Below are 20,976 nucleotides of genomic sequence, written 5' to 3' on the forward strand. Positions count from 1 at the left end.
TGGTAGATAGGGTGATTGCAATAATTAATTGAATAATGTTTGCTCCTTCAAATCTGAGTATTACTGTTAGTTACTTCACTAATTTGATATTCTATCCTAGTTGATATACAATTTAGTTATCATGATAAAAGCGCTTACAACGTTTTCATTTTTAGGAGGCCAAGGTTAGAATGTCAGATAAAAAAATATCAGCTGGATTAGCAGCTTTGAAGGTCATGGAAGGATGGGGTGTTCATACTGTATATGGTATTCCTTCCGGAACATTAAGCGGATTGATGGATGCCATGGGACATCCTGAAAATAATATTAAGTTTTTGCAAGTTAAACATGAAGAAGTTGCCGCAATGGCTGCCGTGATGCAATGGAAATTCGGTGGAAAATTAGGCGTCGCTGTCGGATCAGGCGGCCCGGGGGCTACTCACTTGATTAATGGCTTGTATGATGCAGCTATGGATAATACGCCCGTATTAGCAATTTTAGGGTCAAAGCCAGTTCGTGAATTAAATATGGATTCATTCCAAGAATTAAATCAAAATCCAATGTATGAAAGTATCGCTGTTTACAATCGTCGCGTAGCTACTGCCGAACAATTGCCTCATTTGGTTGATGATGCAATCCGTACGGCGATTGCCAAGCGTGGTGTGGCTGTTCTTGAAGTACCTGCAGATTTTGGATTTTCACAAATTGATGCTAATTCAATTTATTCAACACCACTGTATTCATCAGGCCCAAAGTATAAAGAATACAAATCAGCACCTGTCGATAAGGCTGATATTGATGCTGCTGTTGAACTATTAAACCAAGCAAAACAACCAGTTATTTATGCTGGTGTGGGTACCATGGGTCATGGCTCAGCCGTACAAGCGTTATCTCGCAAAATAAAGGCGCCCATTATCACGACTGGTAAAAACTTTGAAACTTTTGATTGGGACTTTGAGGCCTTTGCAGGTTCAAATTTCCGAGTAGGGTGGAAGCCAGCCAACGAAGCCGTTCTCGAAGCAGATACTGTACTATTTGTTGGAACAAACTTTCCATTTTCAGAAGTTGAAGGGTCATTCCGTAACGTTGACAAGTTTATCCAAATAGATAACAATCCTGCAATGCTAGGTAAACGCCACCAAAATGATGTGGCCATTCTCGGTGATGCTGGTGAAGCAATTGATGAAATACTTGCCAAGGTTTCCTCGGTTTCAGAATCACCTTGGTGGCAGGCTAACATTAAAAATATACAGAACTGGCGCGATTATATGACCAAACTTGAAAAAAAGACCGAGGGAGACCTACAAGCTTACCAAGTTTATAACGCAATTAATGAGCATGCAGCGGAAAACGCCATTTTCTCAATTGATGTTGGTAACGTAACACAGCTATCAGTTCGTCATTTGCACATGACACCTAAAAATATGTGGCGCACGTCACCATTGTTTGCGTCAATGGGTATTGGTCTACCGGGAGGTATTGGTGCAAAAAACACTTATCCAGATCGTCAAGTTTGGAATTTGATAGGTGATGGTGCCTTTTCGATGACTTATCCAGATGTTGTGACAAATGTTCGTTATAATTTACCAGTTATCAATGTTGTATTTACCAATACGGAATATGGCTTCATCAAAAATAAGTACGAAGATACTAACACCTACAACTTCGGCGTTGACTTTACAGATGTTGATTATGCCAAAATAGCCGAAGCCCAAGGGGCGATTGGATTGACAGTAAGTCGCATTGAAGATATTGATCATGTTGTTCAGGAAGCGCTGAGCTATTATGATAAAGGACGTGTCGTGGTGATTGATGCAAAAATCACTAAGGATCGTCCCATTCCTGTTGAAACATTGAAGTTAGATAAAAGTTTGTACAGTGCAGAAACTGTTAATGCTTATAAAGAAAAATACGAAGCGCAAGAGCTCGTCCCATTTCGTGAATATTTGGAAGCAGAGGGACTAACTTCAAAGTATATTAAAGACAATAATGACAATAAGTACAGTTTCTAGTAAGATACTTTTTGATGTATAAATGCATTTTGTTTATACTTTGCAATCACCAATCCAATCTATAATTCTAACTAGTATGTATCATTTGACAAAATTTATAGATGATACTATAACATAGTTGTAGACATAAAGAATTTGATGGAGGTGTAAATATGTCAAACAATTTAATGCAACGTTTTAGTTCTGATGATATTTTTGATTTTATGAATCAGGCTATGCATCCTTGGGCCGATCAACGTTTATTACCAAAGTCGATCAAGACTGATGTGATTGAGAAAGATGATCGTTTCACAGTTATCGCAGAATTAGCTGGGGTAAACAAAGACGACATCAACATTGATTACAAGAATGACCAACTTTTGATTAGTGCTAAACGTGATGAATTCAAGGATCACACTGATCATGACGGTAATATTTTGCAGAGTGAACGGACCTACGGATCTGTTTCCCGTGCTTACTACTTACCAGGGGTGGACTCGAGCAAAATTACAGCAAAATTCGCAGATGGTGAATTGCGTGTTGAATTGCCTAAGCAAGCAACTGAACAATCAAGTACTAATATTAAGATTGACTAATCTATAGCTCGGTGTTTCTGGCTGCAAATTGATTAATTCGTCCTTTGTATTAGCCATTTGTGCATTAATTGATACAAGTACAAAAAGCTCATCCTGATGGGTGAGCTTTTTGTATTGGGTTATTATATTTTTATATTGGGCATCAACTTTTATGACTTATTGGATGCCTTCTAAAGTTCCAAATATAGGTGTATCACCATCACTCATTTTTATAACTTGATTTATTGTTGAATTGTGATTCAAAATATCCGCTAATGTTGCGCCAACATTTTGAATTGAATTCTTCGTTCGCGCCTTATCATTTAAGCTAATTTTATTGGCCCCCGGTATGTTTACGAGTTCAGTTGCTTGTAAAATCGTATAATTAAGTTTCGTTTGTTTCACAAGATAATTGTCCGCAAAAAATTTAGCGATATTATAATTCATCAAATCAGCCATGGCTGGACTATGCCATTTATTAGGTTCAAGCGAATATGCCGAGCTCAGCATGATATATCTAGAAATGCCATTCGATTCAGCTATTTTCATCGATTTGACTGCACCAAAAGCATCTGTTTGTAACAAGTCTTTATTGCGCGATCCGGCTACAAATAAATTGCGTCTTTGAACATAACTTACTATATGTGAGTGTAACATAATTTATTTTTTTGTGTTGCTAAGCACTTTCATTTAGAAAATGAATAACTGGCCTAAGGATTAAATACGGTGTTCATTTTGGAAAGAGCGATAAAAAGATTTTGTGAATGGCTTTGAGGACGAAACAATTTTATAATACTATGCCCCCAAAATAGATGATGGTTTTTCCCTTACATATAGATAGTTACCACTTACATTTACGCATCAACCTGTCGTCAAGTGTTTTTACCTCTTGTCGTAATTCTTATCTCAACAGTTATATTTTTCAGTATGATATTGAGTGTTGAAAGATATTTCTAATGTAGAAATTTTGTTGATTCGATTTGTTTGCTGTGTGAATTGTTATTTCATACTAACTAAAATTTATGTAAAGAAGGGAAGTATCATCATGGCTGATATACTAAGATCTATTTTCGAAATCATTAACAACACACCTTTCTGGGTATGGGTTGTTCTAGTTATACTGATTAAGCGAGGTATGTCATTAATAAATGACAGTCCTGCTTCTATTGGAAGATCACTCATAATGCCTTTTATTTTCGTTATTTGGGGTCTAAATACAGTAGTAAACAAATTTGCTTCTCCAAATACATTGCTGAGTTTTTACCTGGCGGCATTGATTCTAGGATTTTTGTTCAGTTACTTACTTTATATGCGACGATCTTTTTATGTTGAAGATGGTCAATTAATTCAAGAGGGTAGCGCCTTACCTTTAGTTATCATGCTAACCAATTTTCTAGTAAAGTATATTCTAAACGTTATTCTTGCTATCCATCCAGTACTTTACACTCAGATGAATTTCAATATTTTTTATGGTATTGTTTCTGGGTTCACAGTTGGATTATTCTTTGGCGGCATTTATAAAACGCTTACGGCAAAGAAAGAGTTTTTGAAGTCATAGTGGAAGGAGCCATTCAAATTCCCAAGATTAGGTTCAACTACATTATCGTAGTCATAAAAAATAAACAAAGGCTCATATAAGTGTTTTCGTGTGTCTTTTGACAGAAATTGCAAAATAAATATACTCAGTTAATAATTGAGTAGTAAATAACTAGTAAATAACTAGGGGCCCAATTGACTGAGAAGAACCCTTTGAACCTAAGATGGGTAATGCCAGCGAAGGAAAGTGAATCGTGTAATGCAAGAGTAACTTGTTAGCAACACATATCTAAAGCAGTTTTTGAGCACTTTTGTCCACTGGCAAAGGTGCTTTTTTGTGGAGGTAAAATCGTTACACTTACAGTTACATGAAACGTTCAGAAATCTGATGGAACAACAGCACAAGAACAAAAATTGCGCAAGATTTACATACAGAGCCATCTCGGGTTCAAGATATTTTAAAATTAAACCATGTTATGTTAGAAGATGCACGGATTCTCAAAAATTATTTAAGTCGGGTACTTTTTAGAGAAGGTAAGAAGGAATTGCATACACTAAGGTAACTGGAACTTACCGTGACTACTGGTTTTTAGCTCAATAAATAATTGAGCAAAATAAAATTTCATAAAAATACTTTAATGATTATAAAAAGACCTATCTTATTTTACAGATAAGTCTTTTTTCGTCATTATATTAAGTAAAATCATTTAGAATGAATTGATTTTATATGGGCACGCAAAGCTATGATTAGTCCGACAATAACTAAAACAATTCCAATAGCTGCACCGAATAATCCAGTTGATGACGACGCATCAGCTGAATGTTCATAAGCTAGTAAAGAATATTGTGTCATGACAATAGCAACTAGACCATCCGCAAAATTCAGTGATTTTAAGTAGGTAATAATTGGACTTCTAAAACGCCGTGATTTAACCCAACCAACAATGGAGGTCACAATTTTTGTAAAACCAATCAGTGCAATTAATAAAACAATACTCTGATTGTAATGTTGAGGTTGACCTTTAAAGTACATATATGCTGATAATCCTACTAAAGCAGCGCCCAAGAGTGCATATAAAATGCCACCTTCACGCAAGTACTTCATTTCAATTTTTTCTCGGTCAGCGAGGCTAATAGCAGAAATTCTAATTTGTTGATATCGCCATAAAAAATATGACCGTATGGCTAGCAGAATAATATAGTAACCACCAAAAATTAGAAACCAGAGAGACCAAAAAACTAAGCCAACAGCCAATTTTATTAAGGCAAATAAAGAATTTGATACTGTGCTTGCTGCATTATAAAGTACAACACGATCAGCCTTTTCTGTGATGTGTCGTCTTAAGTTATGTTTGTCAATCAGTTCATTGGTTTTATTTGTAACTTTGTCAATAATTTTCATGAAGACAGTCTTTCGTGTGGGAATTGTAAGTATGCTGACGGGCTATAGAGATAAAAATGTGTGATAATCCAGCATAAATTTCATTCTTAATTGTACCAAAATTTTGATGTAGAGAACGTACACACGATAAGATTAACAAAACACAAACAAAACGTAAATAAAATCCCAATAATTGTTAACTAATATTGAAAACATAAGCAACTTAGAAATGAATGTTTGCAAAAAAGGAGTCGAAAAAATGATAAAAACAACTGTTGAGGAAAAATATCAAAATATCTGGTTAACGGCTAATGGAAAAAGATATCTTGAAGCACTACCACACTTGCAAAAAATTATATCTGGTCAATCATTTTTGTATCGTGAAAAAGGTACACCTAGTATGGTAATGGATATCAAGTTAGATGAGCAGGTAAATCAAGAGGCATTGCAAAATGCACTATATGCTTCTTTAGAACGTTTCCCATACTTTACTGGTCAGTTGCAGAGAAAAGAGAATAATTATTTCTTAACTCATAATGAACTTCCGATGATTGTTACTGAAAGTAATACGTTACGAGCGTTAGGAAGTGCTGAAACAAATTATCATCTAGTTGATGTAACTTTCTGGAATGACAAAATTCTGGTCTCTTATCATCACGCGTTAACTGATGGACGTGGTATAACGCCATTTGTTAATGCTTTATTATATTATTATTTTAGTATAACGGACAGTTCTGTACCACAGTTGACAAATATTCATCAGAGCAATGAAAGCATGCAATTAGAAGAAATGGCAGAGCCATTTGAACAAAAATCAGATAAGATACAACAAAGCCATCCGATTAATCGTAAAGGTTTTCAATTACCGGAAGTCACAAATGATTACAGTAAACACAGTTATCGTTATGAATTAAACATTGATCAAAAAAGTTTTATGGTGTTTGCTCGAAATCATAGTGCTACACCAGCAATAGCGATATCAATCATGATGAGTCAAGCAATTCAAAGAGTATATCCTGAATTTGACCAACCTATTGTTATCAACATGGCAAGTGACTTGAGAATGGGTAGTGCGCACCAGTCAACAGCTCGTAATTGCGTGGGAAGTGTTACGTTACCCATAGAGAAAAATATTGATAATAATACTTTATTTGCAGAGTTGGCCAATACGTTCAGACAAGAGATAAAAGAACATAAAAAGCAAGAAAACCTAAACCAGTTATTAAATCAAATGATGGCCTTATATACAAAGTTAGATGCCCAGCCAACATTTGCTGATAAACAAAGAATGATGTCAATGTTCGATGATATGCTATTAAATACTTTTATTTTAAGTTACTCTGGTCAAGCACAATTAGGTGTATTTGAGTCACATATTGAAGAAATGCACACATATATGAGTGGAACAAAAGGACTATCAATTGAGATGTTAGCAGCTAATGACAAAATATTTGTAGATATTATGCAAAGCTTTGAAAGCGATGTATATGTTAAAACGTTAGCCGACATATTAACAGAAAACAATATTCAATTTACCAGACGAGAAGGTATTGTATTTGAGACACCAAATGATGAAATTGAATACAAAAATTCTAAAATTAACAAAACAGCAACAAAAGTTTAGCAATTCATAAACAAAACAATAAGATAATGAATTTAACAAAACAAGCCAAAGGAGAAAATAAATGGCAGTGGTATTAAATATAATTCTTGGTGTGATTGCTGGTGCAGGAGTCGCCTTCTTGGGGAATATGATTAAAACACCAGGGACAGAACTAAAAAAAATGTTGACTTTAGCAGTTGGTATAATACTGGGTGGTCTAGGATCAGTTGCAGGTGATCAATTAATAAACTATGGACCCACATTCTTAGATAGCAATTTTGTTCCAGCAATTGTTGGGGGCGTCGTATTAGCATTTGTCGGTGTCTATGCAGGGAAAAAGTGGTTGCATTTAGGAATTGCATAGAAGAAAGTAAGTGAACACGTATGAAGAAAAAAGATTTTGTATCAATGTTAATTGGCACCATTAGTGGTTTCTTTTTTGCAATTGGTATGTGTATGGCATTGTTGCCAGAGTGGCATGCAAGAACACCGGGAATTGTATTCGGTGTCATGGGGATGGTTGGTTCTTTAGTTGCTTTCCTCATCAGACGTAAAATGGAAGGCAAACCATTGTGGACATGGAATACGCGAATTGTATTAATTAGTTTGTTTGGTTTGTTGGGTGCTACAATTTTTGGTATCGGAATGGTTATGTCAATGGTATGGAATATGATAATTTTCGGTATTATCATTGGTTTTGTTGGTATTGTTATGTTAGTTACATTATTTCCAATGATTAAAGGATTTGAAGAGTGAATAATTTAAATACTATTTAGCTTAGAATTTCAGGAGGAAATATTATGGAAAATCAAAAGGCAGAACATCGCACAGTTAAGACTTTACTTGGTTTAGCTATTGGTGGCGTAGTGATTGCGGCTATCGTGTTGCCAATCAAAGCTTACGTTGATTATCGAGATTAATAAAAACGATGGTACTTTTTCTATCAATATTAATTGGTATGATGTCAGGTGGTTTGATTACTGGCATTAAAAGGTGGTCTAGTAGTTTAAACAAAACTAAATTACATTTTGCAATTGATTATACAATAGGGGTGGGCTCAGGAATCATAGGTGCCATTATTGTTAATCATTTTTTGCTGAATGGACCAGAATTGTTCGGCTGTCATATATTATCAATAGTGGTTGGTGGTCTCCTTTTTTCCTATGAAACATTCTATTTAATTCAGAAAATATCATTGTAGTAGCTATCACTGGTATACTATCTATAAAATAAAGAAAGCGACAAGTTAACTATGATTTCAATTTTAGTAGTAGAAGATGATAAAGACTTGAATCAAACTGTATGTTCAGTATTAAAAAGATACGACTATAGTGTTAAGGGTGCGCTAAATGCTAATGATGCATTTGATTTAATGTATACTGATAAATTTGATTTGGTCATATCAGATATTATGATGCCGGAAGTTGACGGTTATGAGCTTGCCGAAACAATTCGGCAACTTGATAATAATATTCCGATTATGTTCATGACGGCACGTGATGATTTTGAATCAAAACAGATTGGTTTTCGCATAGGTGTTGATGACTATATGGTCAAACCTATTAATTTTGATGAGATGTTATTACGAATTGGTGCATTATTGCGTCGTGCGAAAATTGCTTCCAACAAAAGATTGACGATTGGCTCATTTATCATGGATGCAGATGAACATGTTGTTTATAATCGGGGTCAAGTGATTGAATTCACACTACGAGAATTTGAATTAGTGTTCAAATTATTATCTTTCCCTAAAAAAACATTTACAAGAGGTCAATTGATGAACGACTTTTGGGGTGTCGGCACAAGTACAAGTACGCGTACAGTTGATGTTTATATGACAAAAATTCGTGAAAAATTAATTGACGTTGATGATTTTAGTATTGTTACTGTAAGAGGTCTCGGTTATAAGGCGGTTCCGAATGAATGATGATTTAAAAACAGTTAAAAACAGTATTTTTGGAATTGGTAACTATCTAGTTTATTTCTTATCTAGTTCCTTAGTTGTTACCTTAACTATTTTAATTATCTATGTACCTACGGGCGAAGAAACAGTTAATTCTATCAGACCCAGAGCAATTCTTGGTTTAGTTATTATAATTGCTTTAGCTTTGTTTTTGACAGTTGTTAATGGATTATGGCGGCGGTATACCATTGGACGACCTGTTAAAAAAATTCTTGAGGCAACACAAAAAGTCACAGAGGGGCAATATGATGTGCGCATTGAACCTTCACATGGATTTGACACAATCACAGAGTTAGATGTTATCATTACAAATTTCAACATTATGACAAAAGCACTTGGAAGTGTTGAAGCCTTGCAAACAGACTTTATCGCCAGTGTTTCTCATGAACTTAAGACACCTTTAGCTGTGATTCAAAATTATGCTTCTATACTTCAAGATGAGGATTTATCTGTAGAAGAAAGAGCTGAGTATGCAGCTAGAATTACAGATGCAACCCAACGATTGAGTACCTTAATTACAAATATTTTAAAGTTAAACAAAATAGATAATCAGGAAATAACGCCAAAGAACGACACCTATTTGTTGAATGAACAATTAGCCGAGGTATTGGTCAACCATGAGGCTTTATGGGAAGAAAAGAACATTGAACTTGAAGTAGATATGCCAGATGCATATATTACTAGTGATAGTGCTTTATTGGAACTTGCTTGGAATAATTTGGTTAGCAATACAATAAAGTTTAGTCGAACAAATGGTAAAGTTACCGTTAGTTTAACTCAATCTTCTGAAAAAGAAATTATTGTTCGAATACGTGATAATGGTATAGGTATGACAGAAGAGGTCAGAGAGCATATTTTTGATAAATTTTATCAAGCAGATACTGCACGCTCAGTTCAAGGGAATGGCCTAGGATTGGCTTTAGTACGTCGAATAATTTATTTAGTTGGTGGGCAAATAGAAGTGACTTCTCAAGAAAATAAAGGATCGGAATTTAAAATAACACTACCAACAAATCATCCTAGTTGGATAAAAAAGGCAACAACGGCGCAGATAGAAAATTGATTGTATAGGAGTATAATTTTATGACACAACAATTCAATTATCAGAAACATATCACCTTGGAGAGATAGACCAAATTGCTTTCGTGGTTAATAATTTGGATATTGCTTTGCCGACTTACACGCCCTTATTTGGTTCATTTAAATCTGTATTACTTCCTAATATACCAGTTGTTTATCGTGATGAGGAGACTTCAATTGCATTGAAAATGGCATTTTGGAAAAATGAATCACTTGAAATTGAAATTATTGAACCTGTCAATAAAAATGGTGAAACCGATCCTTTTGGAGAGCACCTTAAAACGCATGGAGAAGGGTTACACCATGTTAAATTTAAAGTAAAAAATTTACAAGAAACATTGCGTTTAATGGAAGCAGATGGTTATAAGAATAGCGATGGCGATTTGAGCTCTGATCGTCCATGGGCTAACATCGAAGTACCAGATAAATTAGGACATACACTAACAGAGTTAATTGAAGGATCGCCAAGTTCGACAATATAAAGTTATAGTCAAAGTACTATAGCTTTTTTTATTGAAAATAAGTTTAATAATTTTTTTCTATAGCAATTACTTTTATATACTATTTGATTTATTTGAAAACATCAAAGACATATTATCAACAAGTTTCGAGAAAGATAACTTAATTCACACTAAAAAGCAATACATATTATGTGTTGCTTTTTATTTTTTCAAAAATGATTGTAATTATCAAGAAAGTGTTGCCAACGTTTTTGATAAAGCTTTGCTAAATGTTTTGAGTTTAGAATCTCAAAAATATAAAGTGATTCTTGTATTTTTTTTTGTGCTGACTCGTAATTCTTTTGAAGATATAGCAATAAACCTTCAATAAAATGAAGCTCTGTTTTTTCATAAAGATATTGCTCATTATGAATTAAAGTATGTGCTTCGGTAATCATCTTTGATAACTCTATCACGTGATTGGTATTTGCCATTGTCAAAGCAGTTGTTAATATGACGTATAGCAAGTCGGCTTGATGATTCCAGTTCACATCTACCGTGTCAGAACCTTTCTTGATCATTTGTTCTGTAAGATAATAGGATTGAAGTGGTTCAAATAAGCTAATAATGCTCATATATAGTCTAATCTCATAGTGAGTCCAAGTTTCTTTGGTGAACAAATAGTCATATAAAAAATTTTTTTCAACTAAAGTCAACTCTGATAATTGATGTTTTTCTAGTGTAGCTTTTTCTTTCAAAAAGTTGACGTAATAATATTGTTCGTGATTAGTTTGCCATTGTTGATAATAATAATCACGAAGCTTCATAGAAGATGCTATAGATTCCTCATCAACGTAGTCTTTTGTATCATCATAATGAAATGGTTGATATCTTTGATTCATCTGATTGTCAAGATAGACAAATTCTTCTACGGATACATTGATGTTTAATAACAAGGAGTAAAGTTTATCAAAAACAATGTTACTTTGTCCACGTTCGAAACGTGACAAGAAAGATTTTGAAACAATATTTTTTGATGCCTCAGTTAAACTGATTCCTTTAGCCTCTCGCAAATATTTAAATGTGTCTCCATAAGTATTCATGAGGTCTCCTGTGAACTATATGCAACTTTTTAAGTATATTATAATACTGGTGATAATCTAAAGATACTTTATATGTAAAGGATTCAGGTGATCAACTCATGAATATTTTAGTCATTAATGGTAGCTCTAGAGAGAATAGTAATACAGATAGTATGCTAGCGGTATTGCTCAAGAATTTGTCGTATTGCAACATAGCGTTAAGAGAGTACAAAGTTTTGCCAATCCATGATCAAAGGCATACCAGAAAAAATTGGGAAATAGCAGAAGATGATTACAGTGCATTAATACAGAAAATGGTTAATGCAGACATCGTTATCTTTGCGACACCAATTTATTGGTACGGTATTTCTGGTTTATTAAAAAATTTTATTGATCGTTGGTCGCAAAGTTTGGCAACTAATAAAAAATTTAAGCAAGATCTCAAAAGGAAAAGAATATATTTACTCTTAGTTGGGGATGATAAACCAACAATAAAGGGAATGCCAATCATACACCAATTTCAATATATTTGTGACTTTCTTAATTGGAATCTTGTCGATTATGTTATCGGATCAGGTAACAAACCGCAAGAAGTGAAAGATGATCGAATGGCTATGACAAAACTTTTGCAGCTTAATCAAGAATTACTGTTAGGTGGCAGCGATGAATAAAAAGGCGTTACTACTAAACAAAAAATCATTCTGTAACTTTTTACTAGCCGATGTTATCTCAGGTTTTGGTGTGGGTATGACGACGGTCGGCGCCAATTGGTATTTGCTTTTACAGACGCATTCTAATCAGTTAGTTGGTATATATTTAACTATTAATGTTTTATCAGGATTTTTGGTATCGCCTTTAGCTGGTGCTATTACTGATAAATATTCTAGAAAAAAAGTTATTTTATGGACCTTTATTACTAGAGCTTTTCTGATTAGTATTGTAGCAGTTTACTTTTATTTTTCAGGATTTAGTATTTTGATGATGTATTTTTTATCTATTCTCACTGGAGCTGGGTGGATTACATATATGGCCGCATCCAGAAGTTATGTCCAAGATATTTTACCCGAAGAACAGTTTGGCAGTGCTAATTCTTTTATTGAAGTTTCTTTACAGGTCGGGATGTTTTCTGCAGGTGCCATTTCGGGATTTCTTTTAAACTATACTGGGTTTTTAATTATATTAATAATCAATATTTGTTTGTTTTTCTTCGCTAGTGTATTAATTTTAACTATCGAAAATGATAGGATATCTCAAATGAATCCAAGTGGGGCAAAGGGTAATTTTGTTTTAGGAATAAAATATATTTTAAATAAAAAAACAATCATGAATGCAGGACTACTCTCAATATTACCACTAATAATTACTCAATTGTTTAATGTATCATCACCAGATTATGTTGCTTCAACACTTCATGCCACTAGCATTGTCTATGGTATGGCGGATATGTTTTATGGTATTGGAGGATTAGCAGCTGGTATTATGGTTGGCTTGCTTCTAAATCAATTTCAAAGTAAAAAACTAATTATTTTATTTTTCTTTTTAGCAGGCTTAGCACTTTTCTTACTTTACCTCAAGCATTACGTTACTTTGATGTATATTTGTACCTTTATTCTAGGATTATCAAATTCTGCACTTCGTGTCATTATCAATACAATTCTAATGGCAAAAATAGAACCCGCATTTATGGGTAGAGCTACGGCATTATGGAACGGAATTGCGCAGTTTATGGAAGTTTTTGCTGCAATCTTAATTGGTATGCTAAATGATCGATTCGGTGCAAGTTTAGGCTTCCTAATCATGTTTTTCATTATGTTTTTCGGAATGATATGGAGTGCAACAGGTCTTAAAGTATCTACTAGTGGCAAAAAGAGAGGAATATAAGATGAACAGAGTTTTATTGGTTGAACCTAGTTTTTACGGTGTTGAATCTGTTAAGTCAGCCAAGAAACATATCAAACGAATAAATTCAAAAAATATACTAGCTATGTTGTTGGCGCTGTGATTTTCGTAAGCCTGATTATAGGTAGTGTTTTTCTGAAAACTCGACTTTCTTTTAGTTTACCGGGTTGGTGGGGTATTGGTACTATCCTAATTTTATTTTTTATCACAACAACAATCTTCATAGTTGAGCGTAAACGAATGCCTTTTCTAATTACTATTTATGTTTTGATTGTACTTGATACGCTGCTTGGAATTGGTAGTCGAATTCCGGGCCTTGCTGAATTACTAACCCAACCGATTTCCAAATCTACCGCGTTATGGGTTATATTAATTATGGGGCCAATCGTTGCACTTGTGTGCGGTTTCGGAACTTATCGTTATATAATGAGAAATGAATCGAATTAAATTTAAAATATAATAATTCTTTTACGCTTTAAATAAAATTGATGAATATCGATTGTAAATACCAGCCAGCGTTGGCGTTATTAAAAAAATTTATGAATCTACCGCATTTCTTTTGAACCCCCCAATTGACTTTACTGGTGTGGTATTAACCACGTCGGTCAAGTTAATGATCAGGGGGACTAGGGGAAAATCATTATTATTTCAATTTTGTCTATTGATGGTTGACAATTAAATATTTTTAGACTAATATGTAACATGTTAACTATTATAAGTTAACATGTTACATATTTGGAGGAACTTATGGAACAGAAAGAAATGAAAACATTAATAGAAGATGCTTATGCAGAAGTATTAAATAACCTTAAGGTAGAAAAAATAGAAAAATATTTTGGGACGCAATATCTTCAGACAACAGATGGCGTGAATTCAACTTTCAATCAATTCAAACAGCATATTGTGGCTTTACAAAAAGTAACACAAAAAATACAAGTAACCAATTTCCAAGAAGAAATGTTTGATGTAGAAAATCAAAAAATATTTCTTCACTATGTAGTTAACGTTACTAAAATTGACGGAAAAATAGGCCATGTTGAAGTGTTTGCAGTATTTACAGTAAGTGAAAATAAAATTGTCAGATGCGAGGAACTCACACGGGCATTAGATGATAAAACTTTAAATGACTTAGGTAGCAAAAAATGACACAAGATATACAGAATAGTATAATTAAAAAATTGATCAGATTGTATAGTGCTCAAGCACAAGTTCGAAATAAAAAAGACCATCTCAGTCAGTCAAATGACTTTCAAAATCTTAATGAGCTGCCTTCATTAAGACAACTAGAGGCTCTGTCCTTAATCAATGCAAATACTCAGTGTGGTATTACCCAGCTATCAAGTATGTTGTCTATTAGTAAACCAGCTGTTTCACGGCTCGTCAACAAACTCGAAAATAACCAATTAATTACTATAACTTTTGGTCAAGACAAAAGGCAAAAAATAGTTCAGCTAACTCCTCAAGGGAAATTATTAGCTGAACAACATGATCGCTTACACACTGAAGCTGTTAAAAAATATCTAAATATTTTAGATAATTTCGATACTAGTGAGTTACTAGCGATTGAGAAATTTATAGACGCACTGAATCAAAATTTAGACGACTAAGAATTTAAGATTTATTCAAACAGTAACATCTTAATTTGATACTCTATTATTGAAACAATTAAATTAATAATAAGTATCGAAAAACTCAAATCACGTCATAAACACTTAATTGCACGACTTTAGTCGATACGGTTAAGTGTTTTTTAATCGGACGAGTTCGTTCTGTTGATGCTTTTGACAGTCATGATGTGTCACCGAAATATCAAACTGATAATCAAAACAATCCGGTTCGTGATGATAATGGGGAACCAATCATTTAAAATTACCAATTTAATTTCATGCAACAAAGCAAGTCAGGAGGGGGTAACGATGAGGATACTTTCATTCGTATGGCAGATTGCAAGAATCATCCGAACACCGCATGTTTCTGAAAGACTTTTCGTGGTGATTGCCAGTTGAGCGTTTTCATTGGCCTGGCATTAATCCAATGATTAATTTGATCTAATTCTTTCTGACTGATGGTTTCAATTTTGCGTTCTTTTGGGATAAAACGACGGACATATCGATTTAGCACTTCATTACTACCACGTTCTTCTGGTGAATATGGGTGTGCAAAATACATCGGTATGCCTAGCTGTTCTTCTATTTCATCATATTTTGCAAACTCTCGACCGTGATCAACTGTAATTGATTTAGCATTTTTTATACCCTTGAAAAACCTAATAATAGCTGGTGTCACTGCCTGACTATTGCGCCCACTGACATGTCTCATGATATGTTGTCGACTCAATCGTTCTGTGATGGTCACTAAAACATCGCCACGTGTTTTACCAGATTGCATCGTATCAACTTCAAAATGACCAAATTCTTGTCTTAATTGGACAGCTTTTGGTCGTTTTTCAATTGAACGGCCATGAGCAAAAACACGTCTACGGCCGTCAGATTGACGTTTACGTCGAATACCTTTATCAGGTAAATCTGATAACTTAATTTTAAGCAAACCATGATGAATCCAGTTGTAGATGGTCTTGAAAGCAATGCCCAATACATGAGCAGCCGTTTCTGGTGACCACTTCAAGATACCAATGTGATGGTTCAAAAAAGCTGATATTTCAGGTGTTAGGGTCGGATGGCGACCGTGTTTGTGCCGATTACACTGGGCTAAATGATGAGCCTGTTGTGCATTGTATGGTTTAATTCGATTTAACTCGTAGGTAATAGTTGCAGGAGAACGCTTTAAGAAACGGGCTATTTCTCGAGTTGAATGATTAAGTTTGATCATTGTTTCAATGACAGAACGTTCGTGAGCTGATAAACTAGAAGACATAAGCTGCAGATCCTTTATGGTTGATTTTAGTCAATTACCATTAAAGTCTCTGCAGTTTTTTTATGCAAGGTGTTCGGTTTAATTTTACAATCTGCCGTATCTTAATTGATCCAACCCCAAAGTGAAAGTTTACAAGTTGATTTGGAGACTGGAGCAAAACTACTACCAAATTTTGCCTTTGTTGGAAATAATGCGACTGATTGGGCAGTGTATGCTAATACACTCCTCCTTCGGCAAGAAAAAGTATCAGCCAAATCAACGCAAGCTGATAACTCAAGTAACAACACTCAAAAAGAAAGTAAAAGATAAGGGGGAATAAGGCGTTAGAATACTTTGGCCGGTATCGTTAAATGATTATCTGAAAAATAAACAATTGATGACTTATTAATCTACATCACGTTTTTAATGAAATGTAGTCACGCTCAACTCTTGTATGGACTACCTAAAAACTTCTCGTTAGTATATAATAAAATTTATTGTGATTATATATTGAGGAGAATATGATGAGAGATATTGTGGCTTTATGTAAAGTCTATATGATTAATATATTGAGTAATAAGTTTGCTTTTGTGTACAACTTATTATTACCAATTATCTATTTTATTTATAAGAATGTGACGCTTACTTCTTCAACAAGTCACTTTACTGCTCCTGCAATGGAAACAATTGGAAATTTTTGGGCTTATATTATATTTGCTACAATACTTAACAATGTTATTGTGTCATTAATTGTTCAACGGGAACAAGGCTTTTACAAGCAAATGTTGTTTGTGGTTGGCTCCAAATTAAAAGTTATCACCGCAATATTTCTAGTTCAGCTAGCAATCATTTGTATTGAACTAAGTATATTCAATATTTTGGTGATGATAGTAGCTCATCAACTAAGTTTTAAATTACTTTTTGCTGGAGTGGCTGTTGCACTCTTATCTGCTCTGCCAGTTACATTAATAGGTAGTGTTTTATTGATATTCAAAATAAAAATTGAATCAATCAACATACTGCTTGGAATCATATTGTTTGGATTACTTTTTATCATGTCGGTGCCAACATCTTATTCATTCACTGGTCTGGTAATTCTTTTAAATCCTTTGAGTTTTGTAACTGAAATGTCGTTACAAGTACAAAATACTGTATTTAATACGGGGCTAGTGAATGCTGGAATTTGGCTTCAGATGGTTATTGTCAGTTTATGTTATGCAATAATTGGATATTATTCATTTTCCAAGTTCTCTGTAAATGCGATTGCAGATAGGGTATAAAGGGAGAAACAATGGAAATTAAAAATTATTCTGTGACATTTGATAATCGTCAGCTTTCAAAAAATTTAAACGTGTCATTTTCGACTCATAAAATGAACATTATTATGGGTGCTAATGGTGCTGGTAAAAGTACATTACTAGATTTTATCGCTGGAGTAGGCCCCAAAGGAGCAGTGGGAGAAAAGGTAGGAATTCCTCCTTATCAAAAAATAGCTTACCAGCTGCAACAAGTACATTTTTTCCCTACTTTGACGGTTGCACAAACCATTGATTTTTATAGCAAGTTAAGCAATAGATCTGACTCAAAATCATACGAAAATGAAAAATCTGTGCGAAATAGTTTATTGAGTCCAATTTGGCACACTAAAATGGGGCAATTGTCCGGTGGTGAGCGACAAATTGTTTTGACGTATGGGCAGTGTTTATTGGATAAAGAAGTTTATATTTTTGATGAACCGACAAGCGGGGTAGATGAAACAAATGCTCCTCTCGTTTTGAGTATGATTAATGATCTCGTAGTTAATGATCATAAGATTGTCATTATGACGTCTCATCATTCTGAACAGTTAAAGCAATTTAACCTTAATTTGATAGCATTATAATCTTTTGAAGCGTGGCAACATGCTTTTTTGTTTAAAATAGCGAAAGGAGGTGTCAAATGCGTGGTTTTCCAAAACTCAAAATCCACTTTGAGTACGAAAAACAGAAAACAGAAAAACCTATCAAAATTCTTAAAGCGCATAAGAATAAAACCTTACAACAAACAGTCGCATCTTTAAATCAACGCATTAGCCAAGAAAATACTGGGGTAACCAGCTACAATCCACTAGTAGATCAGTATTTTGATAGCAGTGATGTTGCCGAACTTTGAATTAAACCTGCTTTCCTTAAGTCAACCATCAGACCATGCACCACGCTAGCATTCGATACAATGCTATCAGCAATTTTTTTACTAGAAAGATTATCATTTTTATAAATACTCAAAAAAGTTAATATTATGTATAGCATCACTTAATTTATAAGAAAATTTCATGTTTATTCCTGTTCCGTTGGTTGTCAGTTATATTAGTACAAGCGAATATAGCACATTACGTATGTACAAAAAAAGCACAGTTTAAAACTGTGCTTTTAAAATTGATAGACAATAATTCAAGATAATTATAATGTAACAACTTCTTTGATAGCATTTGGTAAACTTTCCAATGGATGTCCCAATACTCCTACTAAATCGTTTCTTGCACTTTCCAAAGAACCATCATTTATTGGCTTTTGGAAAACTTGTATAAACAACAAAAATTACATTATTATTCATCATCGCTTGAACAACATTACGATGTTGTTCAAGTCTTTCAATTTCACCACCAGGCTGAGAAGAAATAAATAACAAACGATCATCGTTTCGTAAAGCAGTCGTTAGTTTATTGACATCATCACGATGCCTTCCAAACTTCGATATTGAGAAGTAGTTTTTCGCCTTATTTTCGTTTCGAACAATCAAAACGATGTCTTCTTAAAGAATTGATTAGCATTAAAAATCAAATTACGCATATTTTACAAAAATCCAACCACCCAGAACAAAGAAAAACAACAATGAAGCTGCACCTAACTGAACTTGTCCAGTGGCAGCAGCAACACTACCAAAAACTAATGGACCTAAAACTGCTGAAAATTTTCCAAAGATATTGTAAAATCCAAAAAATTCGCCGGAATATTCTTTGGGAATAATTTGACCAAAATATGATCTACTCAAAGCTTGAATTCCTCCTTGCGCACTGCCAATCAAAAAAGCCATTAACCAAAATCCCCATGCTTGTGTAATAAAAATTGACATGGTGGAAATAATTGAATAAATAAAAATTCCAGTTAATATCATTTGACGAGTTCCAAAAATTTTGGATAACTGTCCAAAAATAATAGAAGCTGGAAAAGCTACTAATTGAACGAACAATAAAATTGTAAGTAATTGTGTCATATCAATACCTATAGAAGTTGCAAATAAAGAAGCTTCAGTAATAATTGTATTGACACCATCGATGTAAAAAAAGTATGCTATCAAAAATCCAACAATTTTTGGATATTGAGATAAATGTTTTAACGTACTTACTAATCGTTTGAAAGATTGTTTGATTGGATGTTGTGGTACCGGTAAAAAATGTTTTTGACGAACTTTAAATAACATTGGTAAAGAAAAAACACCCCACCACAAACCAGCAAGAATAAAAGCAAACATGACTCCTTGCTGACTAGACATAAAACCTCGTAATGCATAAAAAATAACAAATGGTACAACGCCACCTACATAACCAAGGGCAAATCCCCAACTAGAGACTTTGGGCATGCGCTCTGATGTTGTGACATCTGTTATAAACGAATCATAATAAATATTAGCAATACTAAAACCAATATTAGCTAATACAAACAAAAATAATAACATCCAAAATCCATCAGCTGGGACTGCTGCTAGTAGAAGTGTTGTAACAAATCCTAGTAAAGTAGATACTAGCCAAGCCGGTTTCTTCCAGCCACGAAAATCTGCTAATGAACCTAATATTGGTGCACATACAGCTACAATTAGCGTCGAAAAAGAATTTGCATAAGACCACCAAGAAGTAGTTTGAGCAGTCGATATACTAATATTTTGACCAACTGTTTCCAACCACAGTGGTAAAACTGCAGTAACAACAATCAAACTAAAACTCGAATTTGCCCAATCATATATCATCCAACTTCGTTCTGCTGGAGTGAACTTAGAAACTGATTTTACCATACGTCACCTCACTAATAAGGGTATCAAATATTTTGATAGATAATGTATAGATTGTGTCAACATACCATAAATACAAAATTAAGTGATATGATGATTAGTAATTATATGTATTTTGGAAGACAAACATGCCATTTAGAAAGTTGAACATAGAAGACGAGCTAATTCTCAACAAATGGATTAAAGGTAGGTCATTTGGTTGTTTAGGCTGGTGTACTGGTTTTCTAGTCGTTTTCAGAACATTGACATACATCAATTGTCCAATATAAAAAATGTTCCCAACTTTAACGTTTGTAAGTTTTTTTAGATTAGCTGTTATATCAAGCTTATTGTCTACTTTGATGATTCATCGGGTAATTTATCTTTACGATTGTTCTAAACCTACTGATCTAATTTTCTCGTTTAGATTGGAATTTCTGAATGTTTGTACATCAAAGTTCTACAAAATCTTGATCGAAATTAAGATCATAATTATGATAGTGAATTTTGATACACATTATATTGTTTAAATACTACTAAAAAAGCAAAGAATAAAAGTATCCTTTGCTTT

The 20,976-nt window shown here is 33.8% G+C and carries 25 protein-coding genes and 1 pseudogene; 19 read left to right on the forward strand and 7 right to left on the reverse strand.

All coding sequences use genetic code 11. The features are described 5' to 3' along the window. Positions 1 to 170 precede the first annotated feature (170 nt). The gene (gene spxB, locus A6B45_RS04710) at positions 171 to 1,991 is read left to right on the forward strand and encodes a pyruvate oxidase (protein ID WP_072613577.1); all 1,821 of its coding nucleotides are present in this window, start codon (positions 171 to 173) and stop codon (positions 1,989 to 1,991) included. A gap of 152 nt (positions 1,992 to 2,143) precedes the next feature. Beyond that, positions 2,144 to 2,566 carry an Hsp20/alpha crystallin family protein gene (locus A6B45_RS04715; RefSeq protein WP_072613578.1) on the forward strand — a complete coding sequence of 141 codons (423 nt, stop codon included), beginning with the start codon at positions 2,144 to 2,146 and terminating at the stop codon, positions 2,564 to 2,566. Between the two features lie 156 nt (positions 2,567 to 2,722). Here A6B45_RS04715 and A6B45_RS04720 read toward each other — a convergent pair whose 3' ends face one another. Then, positions 2,723 to 3,202, reverse strand: coding sequence for an NAD(P)H-binding protein (locus A6B45_RS04720; RefSeq protein WP_371923058.1), 480 nt, complete (start codon positions 3,200 to 3,202; stop codon positions 2,723 to 2,725). A 388-nt stretch (positions 3,203 to 3,590) separates the two neighbouring features. Here A6B45_RS04720 and A6B45_RS04725 point away from each other — a divergent pair, with 388 nt between their 5' ends. Continuing rightward, complete coding sequence (locus A6B45_RS04725) at positions 3,591 to 4,103, forward strand: DUF6622 family protein (protein ID WP_072613579.1); 513 nt, start codon at positions 3,591 to 3,593, stop codon at positions 4,101 to 4,103. Between the two features lie 391 nt (positions 4,104 to 4,494). Next, positions 4,495 to 4,644, forward strand: coding sequence for a DUF2316 family protein (locus tag A6B45_RS10685; protein WP_106790633.1), 150 nt, complete (start codon positions 4,495 to 4,497; stop codon positions 4,642 to 4,644). 140 nt (positions 4,645 to 4,784) lie between these two features. Here the strand turns inward: A6B45_RS10685 and A6B45_RS04735 are convergent, their stop codons facing one another. Then, a complete protein-coding gene (locus A6B45_RS04735) occupies positions 4,785 to 5,483 on the reverse strand; it encodes a hypothetical protein (protein ID WP_072613580.1) in 699 nt (232 codons plus the stop codon). Between the two features lie 238 nt (positions 5,484 to 5,721). Here A6B45_RS04735 and A6B45_RS04740 point away from each other — a divergent pair, with 238 nt between their 5' ends. The 7 genes from A6B45_RS04740 to A6B45_RS04770 all read left to right on the forward strand — a co-directional run bounded on the left by A6B45_RS04740 (position 5,722) and on the right by A6B45_RS04770 (position 10,590). After that, entirely contained in the window at positions 5,722 to 7,086 is a 1,365-nt protein-coding gene (locus A6B45_RS04740) for a hypothetical protein (protein WP_072613581.1), read from the forward strand. Positions 7,087 to 7,147: 61 nt separating this feature from the next. Continuing rightward, positions 7,148 to 7,429 carry a hypothetical protein gene (locus A6B45_RS04745; RefSeq protein ID WP_072613582.1) on the forward strand — a complete coding sequence of 94 codons (282 nt, stop codon included), beginning with the start codon at positions 7,148 to 7,150 and terminating at the stop codon, positions 7,427 to 7,429. A gap of 20 nt (positions 7,430 to 7,449) precedes the next feature. After that, positions 7,450 to 7,821 (forward strand): hypothetical protein, encoded by a 372-nt coding sequence (locus tag A6B45_RS04750; RefSeq protein WP_072613583.1) that lies wholly within the window; start codon positions 7,450 to 7,452, stop codon positions 7,819 to 7,821. 172 nt (positions 7,822 to 7,993) lie between these two features. Next, positions 7,994 to 8,266 carry a hypothetical protein gene (locus tag A6B45_RS04755; RefSeq protein ID WP_072613584.1) on the forward strand — a complete coding sequence of 91 codons (273 nt, stop codon included), beginning with the start codon at positions 7,994 to 7,996 and terminating at the stop codon, positions 8,264 to 8,266. A gap of 51 nt (positions 8,267 to 8,317) precedes the next feature. Then, positions 8,318 to 8,992: a response regulator transcription factor gene (locus tag A6B45_RS04760; protein WP_072613585.1), complete on the forward strand. Its 675-nt coding sequence runs from the start codon at positions 8,318 to 8,320 to the stop codon at positions 8,990 to 8,992. Next, on the forward strand, positions 8,985 to 10,091 hold the full coding sequence (locus A6B45_RS04765) for a HAMP domain-containing sensor histidine kinase (RefSeq protein ID WP_072613586.1): 1,107 nt from the start codon (positions 8,985 to 8,987) through the stop codon (positions 10,089 to 10,091). The genes A6B45_RS04760 and A6B45_RS04765 overlap by 8 nt, the downstream gene beginning before the upstream one ends. Before the next feature lie 73 nt (positions 10,092 to 10,164). Beyond that, complete coding sequence (locus A6B45_RS04770; protein ID WP_257786600.1) at positions 10,165 to 10,590, forward strand: VOC family protein; 426 nt, start codon at positions 10,165 to 10,167, stop codon at positions 10,588 to 10,590. Positions 10,591 to 10,778: 188 nt separating this feature from the next. On the opposite strand, the gene A6B45_RS04775 is transcribed toward A6B45_RS04770, so the two are convergent. After that, positions 10,779 to 11,651 carry an Rgg/GadR/MutR family transcriptional regulator gene (locus A6B45_RS04775; protein WP_081371167.1) on the reverse strand — a complete coding sequence of 291 codons (873 nt, stop codon included), beginning with the start codon at positions 11,649 to 11,651 and terminating at the stop codon, positions 10,779 to 10,781. A 98-nt stretch (positions 11,652 to 11,749) separates the two neighbouring features. On the opposite strand from A6B45_RS04775, the gene A6B45_RS04785 reads away from it, so the two are divergent. The 4 genes from A6B45_RS04785 to A6B45_RS04805 all read left to right on the forward strand — a co-directional run bounded on the left by A6B45_RS04785 (position 11,750) and on the right by A6B45_RS04805 (position 15,136). Then, positions 11,750 to 12,301 carry a flavodoxin family protein gene (locus A6B45_RS04785; protein ID WP_081371168.1) on the forward strand — a complete coding sequence of 184 codons (552 nt, stop codon included), beginning with the start codon at positions 11,750 to 11,752 and terminating at the stop codon, positions 12,299 to 12,301. Further along, positions 12,294 to 13,511 (forward strand): MFS transporter, encoded by a 1,218-nt coding sequence (locus A6B45_RS04790; RefSeq protein WP_072613588.1) that lies wholly within the window; start codon positions 12,294 to 12,296, stop codon positions 13,509 to 13,511. Before A6B45_RS04785 ends, A6B45_RS04790 begins: the two co-directional genes overlap by 8 nt. Before the next feature lie 765 nt (positions 13,512 to 14,276). After that, positions 14,277 to 14,675, forward strand: coding sequence for a hypothetical protein (locus tag A6B45_RS04800; protein ID WP_072613590.1), 399 nt, complete (start codon positions 14,277 to 14,279; stop codon positions 14,673 to 14,675). After that, positions 14,672 to 15,136: a MarR family winged helix-turn-helix transcriptional regulator gene (locus tag A6B45_RS04805; protein WP_072613591.1), complete on the forward strand. Its 465-nt coding sequence runs from the start codon at positions 14,672 to 14,674 to the stop codon at positions 15,134 to 15,136. Before A6B45_RS04800 ends, A6B45_RS04805 begins: the two co-directional genes overlap by 4 nt. Positions 15,137 to 15,482: 346 nt before the next feature. Here A6B45_RS04805 and A6B45_RS04810 read toward each other — a convergent pair whose 3' ends face one another. Continuing rightward, positions 15,483 to 16,403 carry an IS30 family transposase gene (locus A6B45_RS04810; protein ID WP_012268558.1) on the reverse strand — a complete coding sequence of 307 codons (921 nt, stop codon included), beginning with the start codon at positions 16,401 to 16,403 and terminating at the stop codon, positions 15,483 to 15,485. A gap of 105 nt (positions 16,404 to 16,508) precedes the next feature. Between A6B45_RS04810 and A6B45_RS10425 the strand changes: the two genes are divergently transcribed. From A6B45_RS10425 to A6B45_RS04830, 4 genes are all read left to right on the forward strand, one after another. After that, positions 16,509 to 16,712 (forward strand): hypothetical protein, encoded by a 204-nt coding sequence (locus A6B45_RS10425; RefSeq protein ID WP_072613592.1) that lies wholly within the window; start codon positions 16,509 to 16,511, stop codon positions 16,710 to 16,712. A 191-nt stretch (positions 16,713 to 16,903) separates the two neighbouring features. Beyond that, entirely contained in the window at positions 16,904 to 17,662 is a 759-nt protein-coding gene (locus A6B45_RS04820; protein ID WP_227005824.1) for a hypothetical protein, read from the forward strand. Between the two features lie 11 nt (positions 17,663 to 17,673). After that, complete coding sequence (locus tag A6B45_RS04825) at positions 17,674 to 18,264, forward strand: ATP-binding cassette domain-containing protein (RefSeq protein WP_072613594.1); 591 nt, start codon at positions 17,674 to 17,676, stop codon at positions 18,262 to 18,264. Positions 18,265 to 18,320: 56 nt separating this feature from the next. Next, a complete protein-coding gene (locus A6B45_RS04830) occupies positions 18,321 to 18,533 on the forward strand; it encodes a hypothetical protein (protein WP_072613595.1) in 213 nt (70 codons plus the stop codon). Here the strand turns inward: A6B45_RS04830 and A6B45_RS04835 are convergent. From A6B45_RS04835 to A6B45_RS04845, 3 genes and pseudogenes are all read right to left on the reverse strand, one after another. Beyond that, positions 18,527 to 18,695, reverse strand: a pseudogene (locus A6B45_RS04835) (Rrf2 family transcriptional regulator); the annotation flags it as partial. The gene A6B45_RS04830 and the pseudogene A6B45_RS04835 overlap by 7 nt on opposite strands. Before the next feature lie 222 nt (positions 18,696 to 18,917). Then, positions 18,918 to 19,160, reverse strand: a complete 243-nt coding sequence (locus tag A6B45_RS04840; protein WP_072613596.1) for a Rossmann-fold NAD(P)-binding domain-containing protein — start codon at positions 19,158 to 19,160, stop codon at positions 18,918 to 18,920. A gap of 42 nt (positions 19,161 to 19,202) precedes the next feature. Next, positions 19,203 to 20,429 carry an MFS transporter gene (locus tag A6B45_RS04845; protein WP_072613597.1) on the reverse strand — a complete coding sequence of 409 codons (1,227 nt, stop codon included), beginning with the start codon at positions 20,427 to 20,429 and terminating at the stop codon, positions 19,203 to 19,205. Between the last annotated feature and the right edge of the window lie 547 nt (positions 20,430 to 20,976).

Source organism: Leuconostoc suionicum (assembly GCF_001891125.1).
GTDB lineage: Bacteria > Bacillota > Bacilli > Lactobacillales > Lactobacillaceae > Leuconostoc > Leuconostoc suionicum.